The 20,192-nt window shown below is 57.6% G+C and carries 8 protein-coding genes and 9 pseudogenes; 6 read left to right on the top strand and 11 right to left on the bottom strand.

All coding sequences use genetic code 11. The features are described 5' to 3' along the window. Nucleotides 1-54 precede the first annotated feature (54 nt). Nucleotides 55-315 (top strand): annotated as a pseudogene (locus PSH65_RS21360) (transposase); the annotation flags it as partial. A 277-nt stretch (nt 316-592) separates the two neighbouring features. On the opposite strand, the pseudogene PSH65_RS21365 reads toward PSH65_RS21360, so the two are convergent. Then, nucleotides 593-1,109 (bottom strand): annotated as a pseudogene (locus PSH65_RS21365) (IS110 family transposase); the annotation flags it as partial. Nucleotides 1,110-1,374: 265 nt separating this feature from the next. On the opposite strand from PSH65_RS21365, the pseudogene PSH65_RS21370 reads away from it, so the two are divergent. Both PSH65_RS21370 and PSH65_RS21375 read left to right on the top strand, forming a co-directional pair. After that, nucleotides 1,375-2,395: pseudogene (locus PSH65_RS21370) on the top strand (IS30 family transposase). A gap of 707 nt (nt 2,396-3,102) precedes the next feature. Then, nucleotides 3,103-3,651, top strand: a pseudogene (locus tag PSH65_RS21375) (transposase zinc-binding domain-containing protein); the annotation flags it as partial. Here PSH65_RS21375 and PSH65_RS21380 read toward each other — a convergent pair. The 6 genes and pseudogenes from PSH65_RS21380 to PSH65_RS21405 all read right to left on the bottom strand — a co-directional run. After that, a pseudogene (locus PSH65_RS21380) lies at nt 3,652-3,960 on the bottom strand (helix-turn-helix domain-containing protein); the annotation flags it as partial. Further along, nucleotides 3,941-4,210 (bottom strand): annotated as a pseudogene (locus PSH65_RS21385) (helix-turn-helix domain-containing protein); the annotation flags it as partial. The pseudogenes PSH65_RS21385 and PSH65_RS21380, both read right to left, overlap by 20 nt. A gap of 480 nt (nt 4,211-4,690) precedes the next feature. Further along, nucleotides 4,691-4,962 (bottom strand): annotated as a pseudogene (locus tag PSH65_RS21390) (IS21 family transposase); the annotation flags it as partial. A gap of 877 nt (nt 4,963-5,839) precedes the next feature. Further along, nucleotides 5,840-6,616, bottom strand: a complete 777-nt coding sequence (locus PSH65_RS21395) for an SDR family NAD(P)-dependent oxidoreductase (protein ID WP_305422227.1) — start codon at nt 6,614-6,616, stop codon at nt 5,840-5,842. Nucleotides 6,617-6,642: 26 nt separating this feature from the next. Then, nucleotides 6,643-7,863: a hypothetical protein gene (locus tag PSH65_RS21400; RefSeq protein WP_305422228.1), complete on the bottom strand. Its 1,221-nt coding sequence runs from the start codon at nt 7,861-7,863 to the stop codon at nt 6,643-6,645. A 287-nt stretch (nt 7,864-8,150) separates the two neighbouring features. Then, nucleotides 8,151-8,726: an IS630 family transposase gene (locus PSH65_RS21405; RefSeq protein ID WP_370694663.1), complete on the bottom strand. Its 576-nt coding sequence runs from the start codon at nt 8,724-8,726 to the stop codon at nt 8,151-8,153. Between PSH65_RS21405 and PSH65_RS21410 the strand changes: the two are divergent. Next, nucleotides 8,718-9,362: pseudogene (locus PSH65_RS21410) on the top strand (transposase); the annotation flags it as partial. The gene PSH65_RS21405 and the pseudogene PSH65_RS21410 sit on opposite strands and share 9 nt — an antisense overlap. 342 nt (nt 9,363-9,704) lie before the next feature. Here PSH65_RS21410 and PSH65_RS21415 read toward each other — a convergent pair. Further along, nucleotides 9,705-9,929 (bottom strand): annotated as a pseudogene (locus tag PSH65_RS21415) (IS256 family transposase); the annotation flags it as partial. 268 nt (nt 9,930-10,197) lie between these two features. Between PSH65_RS21415 and PSH65_RS21420 the strand changes: the two are divergent. After that, complete coding sequence (locus PSH65_RS21420; RefSeq protein ID WP_305422229.1) at nt 10,198-11,817, top strand: hypothetical protein; 1,620 nt, start codon at nt 10,198-10,200, stop codon at nt 11,815-11,817. 378 nt (nt 11,818-12,195) lie between these two features. Here the strand turns inward: PSH65_RS21420 and PSH65_RS21425 are convergent, their stop codons facing one another. The 3 genes from PSH65_RS21425 to PSH65_RS21435 all read right to left on the bottom strand — a co-directional run bounded on the left by PSH65_RS21425 (nt 12,196) and on the right by PSH65_RS21435 (nt 18,273). Further along, nucleotides 12,196-13,818, bottom strand: a complete 1,623-nt coding sequence (locus tag PSH65_RS21425) for a GMC family oxidoreductase (RefSeq protein ID WP_305422231.1) — start codon at nt 13,816-13,818, stop codon at nt 12,196-12,198. A gap of 124 nt (nt 13,819-13,942) precedes the next feature. Beyond that, complete coding sequence (locus PSH65_RS21430; protein WP_305422233.1) at nt 13,943-16,492, bottom strand: hypothetical protein; 2,550 nt, start codon at nt 16,490-16,492, stop codon at nt 13,943-13,945. A gap of 176 nt (nt 16,493-16,668) precedes the next feature. Continuing rightward, a complete protein-coding gene (locus PSH65_RS21435) occupies nt 16,669-18,273 on the bottom strand; it encodes a hypothetical protein (RefSeq protein WP_305422235.1) in 1,605 nt (534 codons plus the stop codon). A gap of 414 nt (nt 18,274-18,687) precedes the next feature. Here PSH65_RS21435 and PSH65_RS21440 point away from each other — a divergent pair, with 414 nt between their 5' ends. Continuing rightward, complete coding sequence (locus PSH65_RS21440; protein WP_305422237.1) at nt 18,688-20,127, top strand: hypothetical protein; 1,440 nt, start codon at nt 18,688-18,690, stop codon at nt 20,125-20,127. Nucleotides 20,128-20,192 lie beyond the last annotated feature (65 nt).

The raw sequence follows: 20,192 nt of genomic DNA on the forward strand, positions 1-20,192 counted from the left end.
TAATGAAACCGGACACCCATTTAGGCGAGAATGCTCGCCAGATCGAGGTGTCAGATGACCAAACAACGTCGTTCCTTTACTCCTGAATTCAAGCGCGAGGCTGCCGACCTCGTGCTCAAACAAAACTACAGCTACATCGAAGCCAGCCGTTCACTCGGCATTGGTGAGTCGGCATTGCGCCGCTGGGTTGACCAGATTCAGAAAGAACATAAAGGCATCACCCCGCAGAGCAAGGCGCTGACGCCGGAACAGCAAAAAATTCAGGAACTGGAGGCCCGGATCGCTCGGCTTGAACGAGAGAAATCCATTTTAAAAATCTATGGTCACCCCCTTTTCTATGGTCACCCCCTTTTTTGCAATGCTGATTAACGGGCGAAGTGGTTGGCTTGCTTAAATCTATCCGGCGTCTATTGGGTGAGTCACCCGCGCCATGATGAGAGTCGCGCCTGACGATCCTGAAAAGGCTAACGGCTTCTTGCAGAGCCGATTTTTAAAGCAGGTTCTTCGCCAGGCCGGTAGGCCGTTCACGTCATCCATTGTTCAGCTATCGCAAAACCTGAAGGTGGCTCGTGGCACTAGAACAACAGCTGAGTCAGATAGCCACGGCATCTGGCCCTGCGTTAAATATTCCATGACCAGCTGAGATCGCCCAAGCGATCCGAGCCAGTTTGTTGGCCAAGGCACATGCCACCACGTTCGAGTGCCGTCGTATCAGCAGCGAACGAACCCACTCCGCCAACGCGCCGTGCTGGCTCTTCAATTGCTGAAGATAAACTCGAGCGCACTGAACCAATAGTCGCCTGAGATTCTTGTCGCCGCGCTTGCTGATCCCCAGCAAATTGGCCTTGCCTCCGGTGCTGTATTGCCTGGGTACCAAGCCAATGGAGGCAGCGAAGTCACGACTACCTGCGTACTGCTTGCCATCGCCCATTTCCACAGCCAGCAGGCTGGCGGTGATCGGGCCGACACATGGCATACTCCAAACGACTGCCAAGATCATCGTCAGCCAGTTGGCAAGCCAGATCCTTATCCAGATCCTTGATTTGGGCGTCCAGGTAGTTGAAGTGTTCGCGCAAACGATCCAGGAGGCTCATGAGTCGAGTGGGTAAGGGAGCTGAAAGGGACGCGCCTGGTTGAGCGAGTCGGTAGTGGCCTGCGGATCGAATCCGAGCTGAAAGCAATCGCTCGCGTGAGCTGCGGAACAGGGCGATAGGGGACGCATGGTGGCTCCTGTGACTGGGGCTTGGCATTTTTTCGTTTGGGCAGGCCACCTGAAGCAATGTGCTTGCCGCAGCCCGGCATCTGCGCACTAAAAGCTTGGCGGCGGCAAAATCTGAGTGCAACACCTGACCTTTCCGGTACGGTGCAGCCCCTATGTCTTATTCCGAACTCAGCGTTGAAGAGCGCGCCACCATTCAAATCGGTCATGCCCAAGGCTTCAGCCTGCGTAGGATTGCCTGCTTGATCACCCGATCCCCTTCGACCATCAGCCGGGAGCTGCGCCGCAATCGAGATGCCTGCGGCGGCTACTCGGCCCGTGTGGCCCAGCGGCAGATGCAGGCCCCCGCCTTTGTCGACCGATGCGAAAGCTGTTGCCGGGTAGCGAGCGCTTCAAGTTGGTGGCTCATATGCTGCGTGAGCGTTTGTCTCCCGAGCAGATTGCCGGCAAGCTGCGCAGCATGAACATTCCCAGCCTCAGAGATGCCTACGTCTGTCGCGAGACGATCTATAACGATCTATGCCTTGCCGGTCGGCGAGCTGCGTAAGGAGCTGATCATCTGTCTGCGCCAAAGCAAGACAACACGCAGGCCGCGCTCTGGTGGCGTGGATCGGCGCGGCCAGATTCCCGAGATGGTCAGCATCCATGTGCGTCCGCCGGAGATTGACGACCGTCTGATGCCGGGGCATTGGGAAGGCGACCTGATCAAGGGTAAGGCCAACGCCTCGTCCGTAGGCACGTTGGTGGAGCACCAGTGGCTACCTGATGCTGGTGAAGATGAATGATGCGACGGCAACCTCGGCGATGGAGGGCTTCAGTGCAGCGCTCAATGGCATGCCACTGGCAATGCGCAAGAGCATGACCTACGACCAGGGCCGGGAGATGGCGCGACACGCCGAGATCACCCAGAAAACCGGCATCGCGATTTACTTCTGCGACCCGCACAGCCCCTGGCAGCGCGGCAGTAACGAAAACATCAATGGCCTGATCCGCCAGTACCTGCCCAAGGGCACGGACTTGTCGGGACACAGCCAGGAAGAACTGGATGCCATTGCCTTGCAACTGAATATGCGCCCCCGTAAACGCTTCGATTTCAAATGTCCGATCGAAATGATGAGTGAGGTGATGCAAAAGGCCATGGCTATGCGGCACGATGCGCCCACTTCAATCCAATAACCGTGTTGCACTCAGCTCCTGCAACCGCCCAAAGAAAAAGAGCGTAATATGAACGGAATAAACAACATCTCTGGTTCGCCTACTACCCCCATTCAACACAGCGCAAGCCAGGCGTCTGGGCCTGCTCCATTAGTGATAAACAACCCTAATCAGGCTAGCGATCACTGGCGTGCGATCGGGCTCACGAGCCCGTCACAAGCCTCAGACGCGATGACAGTGCTTACTACTCGCGCAGAGGGAGGGCACATAGACGAGGGGACCTATTTGCTATTGGCGAATGCACTGCGGGATGTACACAACACTCTTCAAAGGAGAGCAACTAATGAGGCAGCAGTAGCACACCTGCCAGTACACCCCCCAGCGCCTCTTTGGCAGGCGGTTGTACGGCAGACCACAGATCGCCAGGCCAGGAGAGATCGTGGAATCCGTACACGGCACGGCCTAGCCGCCGACCCCGGCGCCACGGATGAGCAGATCAACGCGCACCTGCATAACGACGACGGATCGTTAAGAACTCGCAGGGGCGTCGCCAGCGCCCTGCACGCCGCCGGATTGGGGGCAAGTAGCGCGCGCATCGATGCCCTGCTGCAGGCCGCGCGTGGACCACAATAGTCTGGATGGCCCGCTGACGTGAGGGGCACTGTCCTAACCGCTCGACGCCACTCCATAGCCCGTTCCAGCCGGTCCGCTGGCTTCAAACCCCGCCTTTGAAAAACCTGTTCACGGCCAACGGCGGCTGGGCAGGGTTGCTGGAGGTCGGCGGTCTACGCGCCATCGAAGTGGAATCGGTGAGCAAAATGCTGGCCTGCGGCACTTCGATCCTGGGCGTAAAGCACTGCACCTGCGGCAATGGGCACTGCCCGCACGTCAAATACCTGTGCAACACCTGCCACTGCCGAGCCTGTCCTTCGTGCGGCAAAAAAGCCACCGATCAGTGGATGGCCGTCCAACACAACCGCTTGCCCGACTGCGCCTGGTACCACCTGGTGTTTACGCTGCCCGACACGCTGTGGCCGGTGTTCTTTCACAACCGTGCTCTGCTCGATGCGCTGTGCCGCCTGGCGGCGGACAACCTGTTGTATGCCGCCAGGCGGCGAGGTTTGCGCATCGGGCTGTTTGGCGCGCTCCACACCTACGGTCGGCGGCTCAACTGGAGTCCCCATGTGCACCTCTCGGCGACCGCCGGTGGCCTGGATGAGCAGGACGTCTGGAAAAACCTGGCGTTTCATGAAAAGGCGATGCGCCGGCGCTGGATGACGGGTTGATAAATGTCGCCCTTGCTTGTTCGTCGTGCGTAACTTCAGTGCCGCAATCAGCTCGCAGTAACGCTCCAGCTCGACCTTCTGCAACACACGGGGCTTGCCGTGATCGGCCCGGTGGGCCGCATAGGGTTTATGGATGAGGTTCAGCGCCCGGTACACGGTGCTGGGAGACACACCATAAAACTGCGCTAAAGTGGCCACCTGGGTAGTCCGCTCCGGACTTTTTTTCGGCAAACGGTCAAGCCGCTGCCGCAACTGCGTCAGCGAATCGTCAGGGATGGCACTATGCCGCCCGCTGGGCATTGCGTTCAGCCTCGGTCAGATAGTTGTAGAGCGTTGAACGACCGATGCCCATCAAGCGGCAGATTTCTGCCACGGTGTGTTTTCGTTCGTGGTAGAGACTTAGGGCCAGTTCTTGCTAGGCCGGATCGAGCCGTTTCTTGCGTCCCCCGTTGCGTCCGCGTGCACGTGCTGCTGACAGCCCTGCTTGGGTGCGCTCACGAATCAAATTGCGCTCGAATTCGGCCAGAGCACCAAACAGATGAAACACTAAGTGTAAGTGCTTGCAATCGAAAATGGCCATGCTTGCAATCAACGCTATTTCAGGCTCGGATTAATTGCGACTGAAGCAGTCTCCATGCTCGAATTAACTGCGACTGAGCTGCATTCAGCGGCACCTGCTTGCATTCCATTTCCGCGTGCTGACATTATTTGCGAATGATCGGCCGTCCATCAAACGTTCGTTTTCGTTTTTTGGATGGTCGGAAGCCGTAGCTTCATTCGCAACTAATGCCGGTTTGCGGAGGTGGATAGATGCAGCTCATTTCGGTTGAAAATCGCGATGATTGCAGATCGGGGTGTTTATGAATGCAGGTCGCTACAGCTAGGACATGCCAATTCGGATGTCGCCTCGATCAACGTTTGCCGCTGTCTACAATCCCGCGTTAAGTCCGACGATTGCGGAACCCTGGCAAAGCCATTCGGGCACCGGCTCTCTGTAACGCATGCGCCCAGTTCAAGCGCACGCTGGTCCGATGGCCGAGTTGAGTTCGCCCAGCGAGAAAAACTGGCGGTTGCATAGCACCGCCAGGATCCAGCGCTCGACAACTTGCACACCAACTTCGACCTTGGCTTTGTCCCGAAGCTTGCCAGATCTGGCAGGCAGCACGACCACGCTGTAATGCTCGGCAGATCGCGGTAACTGGGGTTGATGTCGGGCTCGTAACGATGCGCTTTGGTGACGCCGCGGTGCAGATTGCCGGGTACCAGGTTCTGCGATGTACCGCCGAGAAAGGCGAAGCAGCGTCATGAGAGCCACTCGGCGGACGAATCCGCGCACCCTGCCAGAGTCAGCCCATCCTGTTCATAATTTCCTTAACCGCCTCTCAAGCTCTTTGAAGTCTGCCTCAACGCGATCTTCCCTGTCGTTACGGTTTCGGGTAGCTTCAAAGTGGCGTGACCGTCCCCGTTGCCAAAGGACGGTAAATCGGTCTCCGACATTCCAGCGTCGCGACCACGTATCCTCCATGCTTAGCACATTTACGATGGGCCGCACACTGCTGGAAGATAACTGGGGAGACAAAGGAGGAGGCGCCGTATTGACTGGCATTCTTACCTTGCGAATCTCCCTGACATCGATGCCTATTTCCTTCGCGAGCGCTCTCTCAACTCGTTGCCTCCTACCAAGATCACCCCTTGATGCACCCTGACCTAACTGAAGGACGGCCAAGCGGTCTTGTTCTAGGTCCCGAGCCTCCTGTCGGCTGGTATGGCCGTTTTTGGCGGCGTGGGCATCTGCGTCTAACCGGCGAAACTCCGCTGTCGAGGTTAGGCCGCGCTCCGTTGCTCTTTTACTCAGCGATTGTCGGATTTTAACCCGGTTGATCGCTTTCTTGTCACTGGCCTTCAGTTCATCATCCGTGTCGGAACATGCAATGAACGTATCCGGGTTGATCTTAACGCGTGGCCTGTGCCGACAATTGCCATTGTCAATGGTGGTAGCACCCGAGCCGGAACTGTTTGAGGGAGGATAAGGCGCCGCTGCCATCCGTCTACCTTCGCGGCGCGGATTCACTGTTGCTCTTGAGGCGCTGGCCAGTGAGCTGGGTGGGGCTGCCCAGACGCAGCGGAGTAGCGCGAATCCTGCGTTAATCCCATTGCGCGACTATCGACCCAGCTACAGTTATTGCGCGAGAAAACCACCGTCGACGCAAAGATTGTGACCAACCACAAATGATGATGCCGGTGAAGCGAGCCAAAGTACGGCCGATGCGACCTCACTGGGCGTGCCCAATCGCTTCACCGGCAATCCTGCTGCGAATCCACCCCTATCGGGGTTGGTAACCTGACCAACGTTGATGAGCAGAGGCGTTTCGACCCGACCGGGTGAGATGGCATTGATACGAATACCCTCTTCGGCACATTCGACCGCCGCCGTTTTGGTCAGCGAAACCACAGCTGCCTTGGACGCGGCATAGAGCGCAATGCCGTGTACGGCATTGCGTATGCTGCTGACTGAGGCATTGTTGATGATGATGCCGCCCCCGTTGCTGCGCATCGCCGCGATCTCGCCCTGCATACACAAAAACACGGCGCGTACATTGGTATCGAACACGGCTTCGTACTCATCAGGTGTCTTGTCGGTGAGACGGGCAGGCGACTCGACATGGCCGGCATTATTAAAAGCGATGTCGATTTGGCCGTATCGATCCAGCACCTGAGTGATCATGTTGCTGATGTCATCGGCACGGCGCATATCTGCGTTGACGAAAATGGCTTCCCCACCGTTGCGACATATTTTATCGACGATTGATGTGCCGCGAAACGCATCACGACCCACTACAGCCACCCGGCAACCAGTTGCCGCTAGCGTTATTGCAGTGGCATGGCCGATACCAGAGGTACCACCGGTGACGAGTGCGACCTTACCCACAAAATGAACATTGTGTTGTTCTGACATAACCATCCTTAATTGGGCTTACACCCCTAATTGTTTTTCACAATTTCCATGATGATTTCCTTGACACGGAAAACCGGGCTGTCGCTACCCCAGGCCGTAATCTGCTGGCGGAGTCGGGATTCCAATAGGTCGGCTATCGCGGATCGTTCAATCGTCGACCGGTCCAGATCGAGTACTGCCAACAAAGCGGGGAACCAGACTGCACGGGCCAAGCCGACGTAACTGTTCAGGAGCGTATCGGGATTACGGTCCAGCTGAAACGACTTCCATACGGGGTCGTCGATTTCAACGATCTGATGCTGATGCAAGGTCAAGTCCTGCTGACACAGGGCACTGGAAAAAGGTGCCAGGAGTTCACCAAGGTTACGGGTATAGTCGGGCACCATCATTCGCGCATACTCATCCTCGCGCACGACGTTCAAGGCGACCAAATCCTGCAGGACGCTGTTGATCATGCACAGCATCTCGTCGGTCCCCGCCACACCGTTGTCGTCGCGGACCGTCAGTACCACGACCAGGCGACCGCCGGGGCGCAATTCGTTGGTCCGGTGTGCAAGGAAGGTCGACCAGTCGGTCGCGGCCTGACGTTTCAGCTCTACCGCTGCCTCTCCACCGGCTTTGCTGGTGATGATATGGCCGGGAATCGATACCGGCACTCGACTTAGCCAATGCGCAGCAAAGGAGCACCAGCCCAATGTCACGGAATTGGCGGGAAACAGTTTTTCATAGAAGCTACGTCCGGTCGCAGTGCAAAAAATGTTTTGCTGCTCCTGCAGGTAGCTTTCGCAACTGCTGTCCAGCAGGCTAAACAATCCACGGAAGTCATTGGCAGGTAAATCGGTATGCGTAACACTGATTGCCACTTCGGGAGTGACTCTTGCGCGAAGCGCCTGGATGACGTTTCGCATAGGCGATAACGAGTTCTTACCCTCCGATGAGCCATAGTCGACGATAACAACAGTAACGCCGTGAGGCGGCAGATCGGCCCTCTGGGCCGCGCCAATCAGTATTGGCTGGGCGCTTGCAATGCCGGCAGCCTGAACCTGCGCAAAAGCATTATACTTCCCCGCCCCTTCCATCGGCGCAGTACTTGCCGCCAGTGTAAGCCCGGGTGTTACTTGCTCCCGCAAAGCCTGTGTATGCACCGTGGTTGCATTCGGATGTGACTTATTTTTGACAGTAGACGGTTTGCGTTTTTTCCTATTCAACACCACCACTTCTGTCGATTCGCCAGGAATAGTGTCCAACAGGTAAATCGCAGGAGGCTTTACGCAAGGCAGCACGGAAGGAGACATTGGTTGCGACATTAGCGGAGTCATATAGTTCCACTGAAGAGGGGGGTTGAATTTTTTTAGTGGCAATAAGGACAGTTTGGTTCCCCCCGATTCAGCGTTTTTACCCTACAGGGGCAGACGGCATACAAATCGGCAGGTCTGTCATTCCTTCCATGGCAGCTAAAAAATCGGCATAACAGCTATGCTGTCCGCTGCGTGCAGGCAGATACCCTAGTGTGCTGTCTCACAAATAAAGCTCCTCATGCCTGTAAGACCATTGCCTCACGGGCTCGCTGTATCTCGTTCAAAATATCTTTCCCCTTGGCGTTCCAGATATACCGCGTCGGTTGCGCATTTCGCAGTGCCAGGAACGTGGTGATCGAGCTTTCCAGTTCGCGAACCGAACTGAAACTGCCGTCACGCAGGTACACCGTGATGTCGCGAGAGAAGCGTTCAACCATGTTCATCCACGCACTGGAGGTCGCGGTGAAATGCATGTGGAAGCGTTTGTGCTTCTCAAGCCATGCCTTCACTTTTGGATGCTTGTGCGTAGCGTAGTTGTCGACGATCAAATGCAACTGAAGGTGCTTGGGCGTTTCGCGATTGATCTTCTTGAGAAACTCCAGCCATGCCTGATGCCGGTGTTGTCGCTCGACGGAACTGATCAAGCGTCCCTGAAGATAGTCCAGCGCCGTGAACGATCGTGTCCCAGGAAGTGGTGTAACTGAAACCCGCCGAAGGCGCCTTTGCGGCGAAAGAGGTAGGTCACCGTGGTGCTTGGCTAAGGTTGAGTTTGCAAAGACCTTACCGGAACCAGCACAACCACGATGACCCAACCTACTGTCTCACTGAACGAGCTGCTTGAGAAAGGCGCTGAGGTCGATTTGCTTAGGCAAATGATCCAGTTTGTCGCCCAGCGCATGATGGAGCTCGATGTCGAAGGCCTGTTCGGTGCCGGTTATGACATCAAAAGCATGGAACGACCAACAGCAGCAACGGTTATCGAGACCGCCTGTGGCAGACTCGAACCGGTGATGTTGATCTGCGCATCCCGCGCAGCGGTCGTTACTTTCCCGGTTTTCTGGAACCGCGTCGAACCGCTGAAAAAGCCTTGGACGCGGTGATTCAGGAGGCCTACATCCAGGGCGTTTCGACGCGCTCGGTCGACGAGTGGGTCAAGGCCATGGGCATGAGCGGGATTTCCAAAAGCCGGGTTTCTCGACTCGCGAGCGAAATCGATGAACGTCTTCACGCCTTCTTGGATCGTCCCCTCGAAGGGGATTGGCCCTATCTCTGGATCGATGCAACGTACGTGAAAGTGCGGGAGGCAGGACGGATCGTGTCGTTCGCCGTCATAATCGCCGTAGCCGTCAATACCGACGGAGGCGGTGAAGTGTTGGACATGCGCGTGGGGCCCCTTGGAGGCCGCGTTCTGGACGGATTTTTTGCGCAGCCTGATGCGGCGCGGCATGCTCCGCAGGCGGAGCCAGAGGCGGGCGGTCGCCGGGAGATGACGCTCGAAGAGTCGCAGCGGGAGAGGCTGGTCACGGCCGTACTCGACCTGCTCCCCGGAAAGAACCGGACTAACGCGATCGTTGGCCTTATGAGTTATCAACTTTGAAAATACGCGGCCATCTGGGACTGTCAGATTTTTGTGTACGGGCCGGTATCAGCATGCCGTCAGGCAGACCATGCTTTACCAAGTCGGCCTGATAAATCGATCTCCGTACAGAATCGGGAAGTAACCGCGAGTCTTGATGATCTTCCGTAGTTGAGCGTTGATGCTCTCGATGGCGTTGGTCGTATAGATCACTGCCATTGCGCTGGTTGGTTTCATCCGCTGGGCGCTGCGCGCCCGGCGGATAGCCAAGGTGATGGCCGAGCTCAGCGCTCAAGGCTCGCTCTATCAAAGCCTTCTTGAGCGCCGCAGAGGCATCCTCGATGGCTTCGGCGGTCATTGGCCCGTTGGCGAACTGCTCAAGCAGCTCCTTTGGGATGTTCGGCAGCTCTCGTAGCGCGAGTTTCTTTTTTGTTGGCATACATGCACCTCTTACTCATGTTATGCCCGAACACAAAATTTCTGACAGTCCTGGCCATCTTTGTTGCCAGGGTGGCCGATCCCAGCCACACCAAACTCGCGCCAGCGGTTCGGGCTTTCGATGCCAGACCACTCAACTATTGTGTTTTGTGCCCGGAACCCGAACCGACCTCAGACCACTCAGCAGCTTAGGCCGTGGGTCAATCCTTGGCATTTTTCCAGCCGTCATCGGCCTGGCGGTCAACTTTAAGCAAAGGAATCTGTAACCGATGGAACTTTGTATTTCCTCCAAATCTTTCTCCCCTGATGTGTCACCCACCATACCTGCCTCTGTTTCGCTTCCAGCAACAGCAACAGCAACAGCAACAGCGGAAACCAGGACGCCAACGGTACGTACCGATAATAACGGAAAGCCAATAACGCAAGGCGATCCCGCACTACAAACCAGGATTTTTGCCAACCCGGCCCTTGCTTCATCGGGCACAGCGCCCAGGATCGGATTCAAGGACCTGCCCCTGGAGTTGGTAATATCCATTATCGGGCATGTAGCTAGTGGCTCAGCTAGGGATACGGCCATTGGGCTGTACTCCATCATACGCACCAACCAGTACCTAACCAGGGCGGTGGCGTATGATAAGCCGCTCTTGGCTCATTACCATTTACTGAAACAGTTGATCCCCCTCTTCGATAACTACATAACCCGCGCGTCGGTTGACAAGATCGAAAGTCCGATGCTGGAGGTAATGGGGCCGAAACAGCTCAAGAGGCACGTCACGAGAGTCCTCGGTCTATCCGATGGATCTAGAAAGAAAGTATCGATCGTCCATTTGTGCGCCAGGCTGGAGGCGCTCGAACCCTCAGATCGGAAAGCGCTGCTCACAGCCACCTTCAGTTTGCAGGACTCATATAAGGGCACTGCGATCGCCGAACTGGGCGCCGGGCTTGCGGCTCTCGAGCCGTCGGATCATGAGGCGCTGGTCACCGCAACCCTCGGCATGTCTCTCGAGATTTACAAAGCACTGGCGATCGCCGGGTTAGGCGACGGGCTCGCGGCGCTTGACCCTTTACAGCGGCAGGCGCTGGTCACCGCAGCACTCGGCCTGTCTGACAAGAGTGACAAAGCAGTAGCGATCGCCGGGTTAGGCCACGGCCTGGCGGCACTCGCCCCTATACAGCGGCAGCAGCTACTCACGGCAACCCTCGGCCTGTCTCACGAGAGTTACAAAGCAGCGGTGATCGCCGGGTTAGGCCACGGGCTGGCGGCGCTCGACCCTTCACAGCGGCAGGAGCTACTCACGGCAACCCTCGGCCTGTCTCACGAGAGTTACAAAGCAGCGGTGATCGCCGGGTTAGGCCACGGGCTGGCGGCGCTCGACCCTTCACAGCGGCAGGAGCTGGTCACCGCAGCCACCGGCCTGTCTAACGAGATTTACAAAGCAAGGGCGATCGCCGGGTTAGGCCAAGGGCTGGCGGCGCTCGACCCTTCGCAGCGGCAGGAGCTGGTCACCGCAACCCTCGGCCTGTCTGTCGATTCGCTCAGAGCATGGGCGATCGCCGGCTTAGGCCATGGACTGGCGGCACTCTCTCCTTCGCAGCGGCAGGAGCTGGTCACGGCAACCCTCGGCCTGCCTGATGAGTCTGACAATGCAAGGGCGATCACCGGGTTAGCCTACGGGCTGGCGGCGCTCGACCCTTCACAGCGGCAGCAACTACTCACGGCAACCTTCGACCTGTCTGATTGGGCTCCCAAAGCAATGGCGATCGCCGGGCTGGGCACTGGGCTGATGGCGCTCGAAGAGTCGCAGCAGCAGAAGTTGGTCACGGCAATTCTCGGCCTGCCCCCCGGACAGGACCGGACTTGGGCAATCGTTGGCCTTATGAAGGTTTAATGCACGGGCATCTTCGTTGACAGGTTGACCGATCCCAGGCACACCAAAATTGCGCCAGCGGTTCGGGCTTTCGATTCCAGACCACCTGGCAGGAGAAGCTCTGTTGCTGGCCAGGCTGAACAGCCTAACTGGGGCCACTTTAACACTTGTGTCTTTGATAGCCCCAGTCTTCCATTTAGGGGAGTGGATACTTTGCTTGAAGCGCAAACCGAGCCAAGTATTGGGCCTAATGATGGCCCAATACTAGAGGAATGACGTTGTCATTCGGCTTCGGATACGCTGATTGCTCACATCTCAGCCAGCGATAGTGGTATGGAGAATTCATTTCCACCCGTTATGCGTCTCGCCGCGTCTTATCCCCCGCGAGTGCAGCTCCATTTACCCCCTGCATGTTAGCAAACTGCCCAACCGCTCGCCGATGATCACGCACGGTGCCATGATATTGCCTGTAGTGACCCGTGGCATGATCGAGGCATCGGCGATTCTAAGACCTTCAATCCCATAGACGCGCAGCTGCGAGTCCACTACTGAAAATGCATCTCGGCCCATCTTCGCCGTACATGACTGGTGCCATACGGTAGAGGCCGCGTTGCGCACAAACGTTTCCAGCTGTGTTCCAGCCATCGACCCCGGCATGACTTCACGACGCACAAATGAACTCAGGCTTGCGCTGTTACCGATTTCCCGGCACAACCCGACGGCACGTACCAGTGCCTGCACATCTTCTGGCTCGGTGAGTGCGGCACTGTCAATAACAAGCGGATCCATGGGGTTGGCGCTGCTTAATGTCACCGAGCCTCGGCTTTTTGGTCGAACCAGACCGGGCAACAATGACCAGGCAGCAGCGGGAGGATCGAATTCGGCTTGCACCTCGGCAGATGCAATGGGCAGTTCCGCGAGAAACGTCTGGATGTCCGGGACGTCCAGGTCTGGCTCGCTTTTCCAGAGGAACGTAGACTCCCCGGCATTGTTGCGCGGTGCCTGGGGTTGTTCGTACTCCCAGATACACCCGGAAACCATGATGTGATCCTGATAATTCTGCCCCACACCGGGCAGGTCCTGGACAACGGGGATAGCGTGGCGCAACAGTTGCCGAGCATTTCCAATTCCGGAAAGCATCAACGTTTTTGGCGTATTGAATGCACCCAGGGACAATACGACTTCATGCCGAGCCTTGAAGCTCCTGATTTTTCCGTCCTGAAATACTTCTACCCCAACTGCTCGCTTGCCCTCCAGCAGCACTCGCAAAACGTGTGTATGCGTCAACACGGTGAGGTTGGGCTGCGCCATCAGCGGATACACGTAGCCGCGGAAAATCGAGCGACGACGACCGTTCTCCAGGCACACATTAGTTAACGCCGCCCCGCCCGGGCCTTCCATCATTACGCCGTTCTGGTCATCGAAAATGGTCATCCCCTGCTCGCCTGCCGCTCTGAGCATCGCTGGCGCAATCGGATTAGGATCTGGCACAGGCTGGATAAAAACGGGTCCACCTGTTCCTCGCCGCATGGCGTCCGGTGTGCCTTGCCAGTCTTCTATTCGCCGATAGGTGGCGAGCGTCGAGGCATAGTTCCAGGCCGGGTCGCCGGATTCGCTGGCAAAGTAATCCCAGTCGCTGCTATGCCCTCGGGACCAGACCATCACATTGATCGATGCGCCGCCCCCCAACACTTTGCCCATGGACAGCGGGATAGCGCGATCATTCAGATGTGGATTGGGTTGCGCTTGAAACTGCCAGTCGCGCTCGGTGCCCAGGTTGGTGAACCAGGCACCGGCATCGGTAACGCCAGGCACGTCATCACTGCCGCCGCCTGCCTCGATGAGCAAGACTCTCAGGTTAAGATTTTCCGCCAGTCGGCCAGCCACCACCGAGCCTGAGGTGCCCGAGCCACACACGATGTAATCGTAGGCATCATGCAGGTGGTTTTTCAGTTGTCGCTGGTTTTCGGCGACGCGGCGCGAGAACTCAGGAGTATCAGTGGCACAGGAACGGTAGGTCATTAATTACCTCGGGGAGCCGCCACGGGACTGCGCTGGATAGCGCTCGCTCGGCGTGGAGGCCAACGTGCATGGAGGATCGGCCGTGGCGATGCGCCACGGTCGCAGGTTGCGGGTGGTCAATGGCTCATGTCATGGCGGGCAAGAGTGCCGGTTCGGTCTGGCTTCTGCGCACAACGTTCTCGAAATGGCGACGCAAGCGAGTGGCCTCCAGTTCGGTCTCGATCAGTTGCCCGCGCAGGTCTCGGTATCGCGAAGGCGCCTCTTCGAGGAGGTGTTTTGCCAAGGAGGCATGGGCTGCTGATAAAGGCTCGGCAGACGCCGCCGGATCGAAGCAGCGCCCTTGTTGCAACAACACGAAGCGTGTCAGGCGGCGACTGCGTTCCTCATCATCGTGCGCAGGCGTTTCAAGACTGTCACGGACGTCGCTCAACTGCTGATAAAAGCGTGCATCCTTTTCCAGGTCCCTGTCCAGTTCGAGCAACACCTGGCGAAACTGCCGACCGTTTTCCATCTCGCCGTCGAACCCTCGATAAGCTGTGGACAGACTTTTTACCGCTGCATAGGTACGGATTTTTAGCTCGGCGCGCTGCTCCATCAGTTCCACTTGCTGGTCGAGCATGGGTTTTAAAAAGCTGTCGACGTCGTGGGTGTTCAGCCAGGCCGCCAGGTGCGTCTTGCTCAACACACTGCGTTGGTCATTCCAGCTCTTGCGCGCGTCCTCTAAGGCGCCGCGGGTGCGGCCAGACGCCAGCCCTCCGCCAAATGCCAGCGCAGCCGCGAACCGGGCAGTGGTGTTGTCCTTGCGTTGCCCGAGCGCGGTCTTGAACACATGCCCCTTCGACGGTTTCTCCCCACGCTTGGCGCGGGTCGCTTCGGTGTCAGCAGTGTAGGTGTAGCGCCCCTTGAAGGACTTACCGGTGTCCTCAGCCACCTTTTCGAGCAAATCCTGACGTGCCTCTTCACGCTGATAGATGTGCCGATGAAAATCAGCCCGCATCTCCAGGCCAGTCAATGGCGTGCACTGCTTGTCGCTTAGGCAGAGCAGGTCCGCAGCGGCGAGAAAATGACGGTCCAGCTCCAGGTCATCATCCTTGGAATATTTTTCGTAACGATGGTGGCGGCCGTGCCCCGAGATGAACTGTTGGGAACTGACGCCCATCACCGCGCCTCCGAGTGCCCCCAAGGCGATCACCGTCGCCAGGGTGACCGGCTCGGCCACCGCGACCAAGCCTGCGCCGGCAGCGGCCACAACACCCACCTTGGTTAGCGTCCCTAGGGTGTAGATACCGCTACCGGCCAGGAAGCCTTTGTTCCAGTCACGATATTCGTTGAAGAAATGCTCATGCTGATCGAGCTTTTTCTGCAGGAAGTCGTGGTAACGCTGTACCGCTGGCTGACTGGATTCAATAAGTACGCTCTCCAGTGCTTCTAGCGTCAGTGCGCGTTCTGCGGCAAAGACCCTGGCCTTGGTCGCCGACTTGTGCAGTATGTAAGCGCCGAGCCCCATAGCACTGCCCGCCGCCAGGGGACCCAGCACAACTGTGCCGGCGATGCCCGCCGCAGCGGTCGCCGCTACGGCGACCTCGGCACCGGAGGTCGCGACATGCGCGACTTTACTACCGACGTCCAAGAGTACCTTGGCGGCGATCGTGGTGCCCGAGGCCAACGAAAATGCGCCCACCATGCCGCCTTCGCGGTTTTGCTCGACGTTGAAGTCGTGCTCGGCGAGTTGCTGCTCGATCTGCAGGCGCCGTAAATCCAGCGGCTGGGCCACTGCGGCCGATAGCGGCGGCGCGGTGCTGGTGCGCAGATTGCCCAGGCTTTCCCGCAAGTGGTTTTTCAAGGTGTGAAGCCGTGTATGTTCGGCTCGAGCGCCATTGACTTCCTCGACGCCGGCCTTCATCGCCAGAATGGAAAATGGCAGCAAGACGCCACCGACGGCTGCGCCCAGCGCTAAGTCGGCCATCCCATGGGGCGTACCTTGTTCCCTCAGCCACTCAACGGGCACGCTGCCCAGAAGTCGAGCCTCTTCGGCAAACTCCCTGGCGGTTTCCTTGGCGCCGCCTTTCATGGCCTGAACGGCATAGCTCATCGCGGCGTAGAGGCCATGAATGGCCTCATCTACGTCGACCACAATGGCGCCCCCGCCGCCATGAGACATCTCCCCGCCATCCTCTGCGTCAGGGCCGGGTATCGGCAGGCTCTCCGTCCAGGCCGCACGAACGCGCCGGGCCTGTTGGAGCACTGTCTGGCAGGGCGCGTGCAGCTCGTCACCACCCGGCAGTTGCTCACAAAATCGTTGGATATCTTCTAGCAAAGTATCCACCAGCGTCAGAGACAACCCCATGCGCGCATCGCCTGGCGGCTGACAACCAGAAGAGGCATCATTTGGCGGCAGGAGTGCGTTGCGCTGAATGCTGGAACGGTGACCATTGATCAGTTTGCTCAGCGCGAAGTACAGCTGACGCTTGTGGATGTTCTGCTGCCACGCTTGGTTCAAGGCTTCAGGCAACGATGGCTGGCCATATACACGGTTCACACCGGAACTGTTGGTGGAGACAAGGTCGAGAGGCGTCAGGGTCAAGGCCAACTGTGGCAGCGGCCGGTCCTTATAGTGGTCCAGCTCGGTTTGGGTCGCTTTGGCAAATGAAAGTGTTGAGGTAACGATACGCATAGGTAATGGGCTCTATGAATGCATTAGCATCGCTAGGCACGGTATGAAGCAAGGGTGGATTGTTGGAATGATCCACCATGGCGCCAACGCGGTACGAATGCGCTGGCGCCATGCTGGATAAAGTTCGGCGCTTCAGCTGTAGCGTGACCTTTTGCAAGGACTGCTAAAAGATAGAACTATTTGGTTAACGATAGCGCATCAGCCAATTTAACTTTGACATTCTGCAGATGCAGTTCAGTCGTCTGATAGTGAGTCTGAGTTTCTGTCGGTAACTTGAGAGCAGTGACTTTGCCGTCAACGATCTTGATTCGACCTGCCGCTGCAACTGGCTTCCCCGACAGAAAACTCGAGTGATCAATACCCTTGGGAGTGAAACGGTGTTGAACATACACTTGGCCGTTCACGTCCATGACGAAGAGTGCCGATCCGCTTATACTCGTCATGGCCAACACGTTGGGGTTATACCGCTTGCCCTCGGCGTCAACAATGCGACCCTTTATAATGCTCACCTTGCACTGATCACGCTGGGCGAGTGTCATGTGGACTGAGCCCGTATTTTGGCTCTTGTGCGCTGCATTCAACACTAATGGAGGAGGTGGGAACGCAACCCGCGATCCATCATCGCCTCGTCGCACCGATTCTGATGTGCGACCCAACGCATCCGGTTGTTGGCGCAAGGGAAGACGTGTGGCGTCGCGCCCGCTCAGCTGAGTGTTTACCGCGTCTACAGCGTATGCCAAAGCACCTCCGCGCCGGCCTAGACTTTCATTCATCTGCGCAATGGCAAAGGCTGGATTCTCTGCCAATCGCGTGGAGTTCGCGGTACGTGATGAAATCATCCGTGGCTGCTTTGGCGCGGCGCGTGGTGCTTGGGGTGGCGCTGATTGTGGTGGACTTATCTCCAGCGAGTCCAGCCAGCCCTCTATCCCAGAAATGGAGCCCCGCGGATTTGGTGCAGCCACAGGAGGGCGGGGCTGCATATCGTCAACTTGTCGCGGCTGCGAGCGAGAAGGCTGCTGTTGCTTTAGTCTTTCGCGTGAATGTGCAGTGGTTGACAGTTCGGCGGGCTTTGTCGGGATAGGCAGTGGATTTATAGATGTATTTAGTTCGTCCACAAGCTTTTGAGGTTTGACAGGTACTAGGGGCGGCGGCGGTGGAATATTAGCCCACGGCGAGTAAGGCGCCTGTTCTAGGGAGGCGCTCCTGGGGAGTGGCGGAGGAGCTGGAATGTTTGCGTACGGCGAGTAAGCCTCTTGTTGTAGAGGGGGGCTCCCAGGGAATGGCGGAGGAGCTGGAGGAACTTGTGGAATTGGCATCGCTGGATTTCCATAGCTAGGTCGAGAGACCATAGGCAGACGGAACCCATTCGGGTCTTGCAATTCCATGCTCACCAAGTCGAAGGTATTTTCGGCGTTGGGTTTGAAATGGAGCAGGGCTTTATGAACCTTGTCTTCAATTGAAAAACCATGCGTGAGATAGGCAATGCCACTTGCCATGGCGTCCCCGATCTGATCCGCTTTCTTTTTCATGACGAGGCCGATAATCGTTTGGGCGATGGTCTCCCCCCCCTTGGCGTTGACGTTCGAGACGACAGGTGAAGCTCTGGAGGCTTGAAAGAGTACCGTTGCAATGGCTGAGCCGGCGTTCTGCAACCATTTCAACGATTTCGGATTAATGGGCATATTGGATATGCCCAAAGTCATTTGACTCACCGCTCCCACGCCGGCCCGAGCCATCTGATTCAGTTTCGATGTGCTTGTAGTTACACTACCAATTGCCATGGCATTCCCCTCATCTGGATTACCCTTGTGTGGTTGCAGCCACCCGGAAGGTTCCATAAGCGGTAAAGGATCGTGCTCGGCGCGCCTGCAGATGGAACCTGAGGCCCCGCCCCGCCCACACAGCTCGACACAGGACCTTCGCATGGGCGGAGGGTCATCTGAAGCTCAGGGGTAGATTGGACACCGATGACATTTTCCATTTCCAGGATCTTCAGGGCGGCCTCATCCGCCCCCTTGAATACTTCGACTCCAACCGTGCGGGCGTCGGCAGAATCAAACCCGTCGACAGCGCCGCTCCCTCGGCAACCGCAGAAGGACGCGACCGGTTACGTCATAAAAACGGGCACCCTACCAACCAAGTCCAGATGGCTTCGGAATCTGTTCAGTCACCCGCCTACCCTGCCTACCTCTCCCTTGCCTGCCCCTACTCTGCCTGACCCGCAGCGCAACCTGAACCAGGGACTTCCACCAGAACTTCTCATACATATCTTTAATCAAGCCCTTCGCGACAAGCCGGTCAACCGAATAAAGACCGAGCAGGCCATTAGCCTGAGTTCTAAAACACTGATGTACATTGTAAAGGACAGTGCGCCGCATACGTTTGCGCCCTCGAAGCTGCGGATCCAGAAATTCGACAAGCTCGTGAAAAGTCTGGCAGTCAATGATATCGACTCGCACATGCTGGCATTGATGGGCCCCCGGCAGCGCAGCGTACATATCAAGCGCATTCTGGCGATGAATGACAGGGATAATCAGTCGAAGATCATTGCCGAGACTGGCCCCTCAATGGCGTTTTTCACGCGTGATCAACAAGCCGCCATAGTCACGATCGCTTGTCGCCGAGGCTCCAGCCGCGACGACTTGTGGCGCACAAACAAGGCAATCAGTGGGTTGAGCACCGCGCTGGGCCATCTCGTGCCGTCCCAGCGCCGCAGGCTCGTCAACACGGCCTGCTCTCTGCCAGCCACAGAGCGCGCTGCCACAATCGGCGCGCTAAGCTCTGCAATAGCCTTACTGAAACCTGAGCAGCGCACGAAGATGTTCGAGGCCGCATGCCGTCTGCCCGATCCCTTACGGGCCAAGGCGCTCGCCGGGCTTTGCGCGGGGCTGGCCTCGCTGACCCCATTGCAACAAGCCTGGTTGATAAACGCCACGCATGATCTCGGGCCCATGAAGCCAAAGGCCGATGCACTTGCCAATCTCGGCAGTGCGCTGGAATCACTGACACCTTTGCAGCGTGAGGCAGTGGTCGGGGCCGCCTTCCAGCTGCCTCAGCCAGACCACAGAGACCACGCGATTGCCGGACTGACCCAGGGATTGGCTTTTCTCGCACCGCTCCAGCGCGTCCGCTTAGTCGAAGGCGCCTTGACGCTGCTGAGCGAGCATTCCAAAACGCAGGCATTCGCCGCACTGGGAGCCGGGATGGCGCTTCTCGAGCCACTCCAGCAGCGAACACTGATCGACGCCGCATTGGGCGCGAGCCCCCTGCACCATAACCCCGAAGCCATCGCCTGCTTGAGCGCGGGTCTTGCTTCCCTTGCAAGGGATCAACGCTGGCGGCTGATTCAGGCGGCCACGGCGTTGCAGCCCGGCGTCTGGCGGCAGAAGGCGCTCGTGACAATGGCCGGTCAATCGAGCCGCCTCGATGTGGAGCAGCAACAGCGAGTGGTCCAGGCTGTACTAGATACGCCTTTGGAACGCGACCTGGCCGGCGCCATCGTCGCCATGAACACCGAGCTAAGCCTGTTAGATTCACCGCAGCGTCGGGTCGTGCTCCACGCATTCAAGAGCCTTCATGATGCGTTGCCTTGGGCCCAAGCGTTCGCCGCTTTGGCCTCAGGCACGCATGAATAACATCAACCACCAAAGACCAGGGAACCCGAACGCCCTGCTGGCCCACTCACTCCCAACGCTGCACA

The sequence above is a fragment of the Pseudomonas sp. FP603 genome, assembly GCF_030687415.1.
Lineage (GTDB): Bacteria > Pseudomonadota > Gammaproteobacteria > Pseudomonadales > Pseudomonadaceae > Aquipseudomonas > Aquipseudomonas wuhanensis.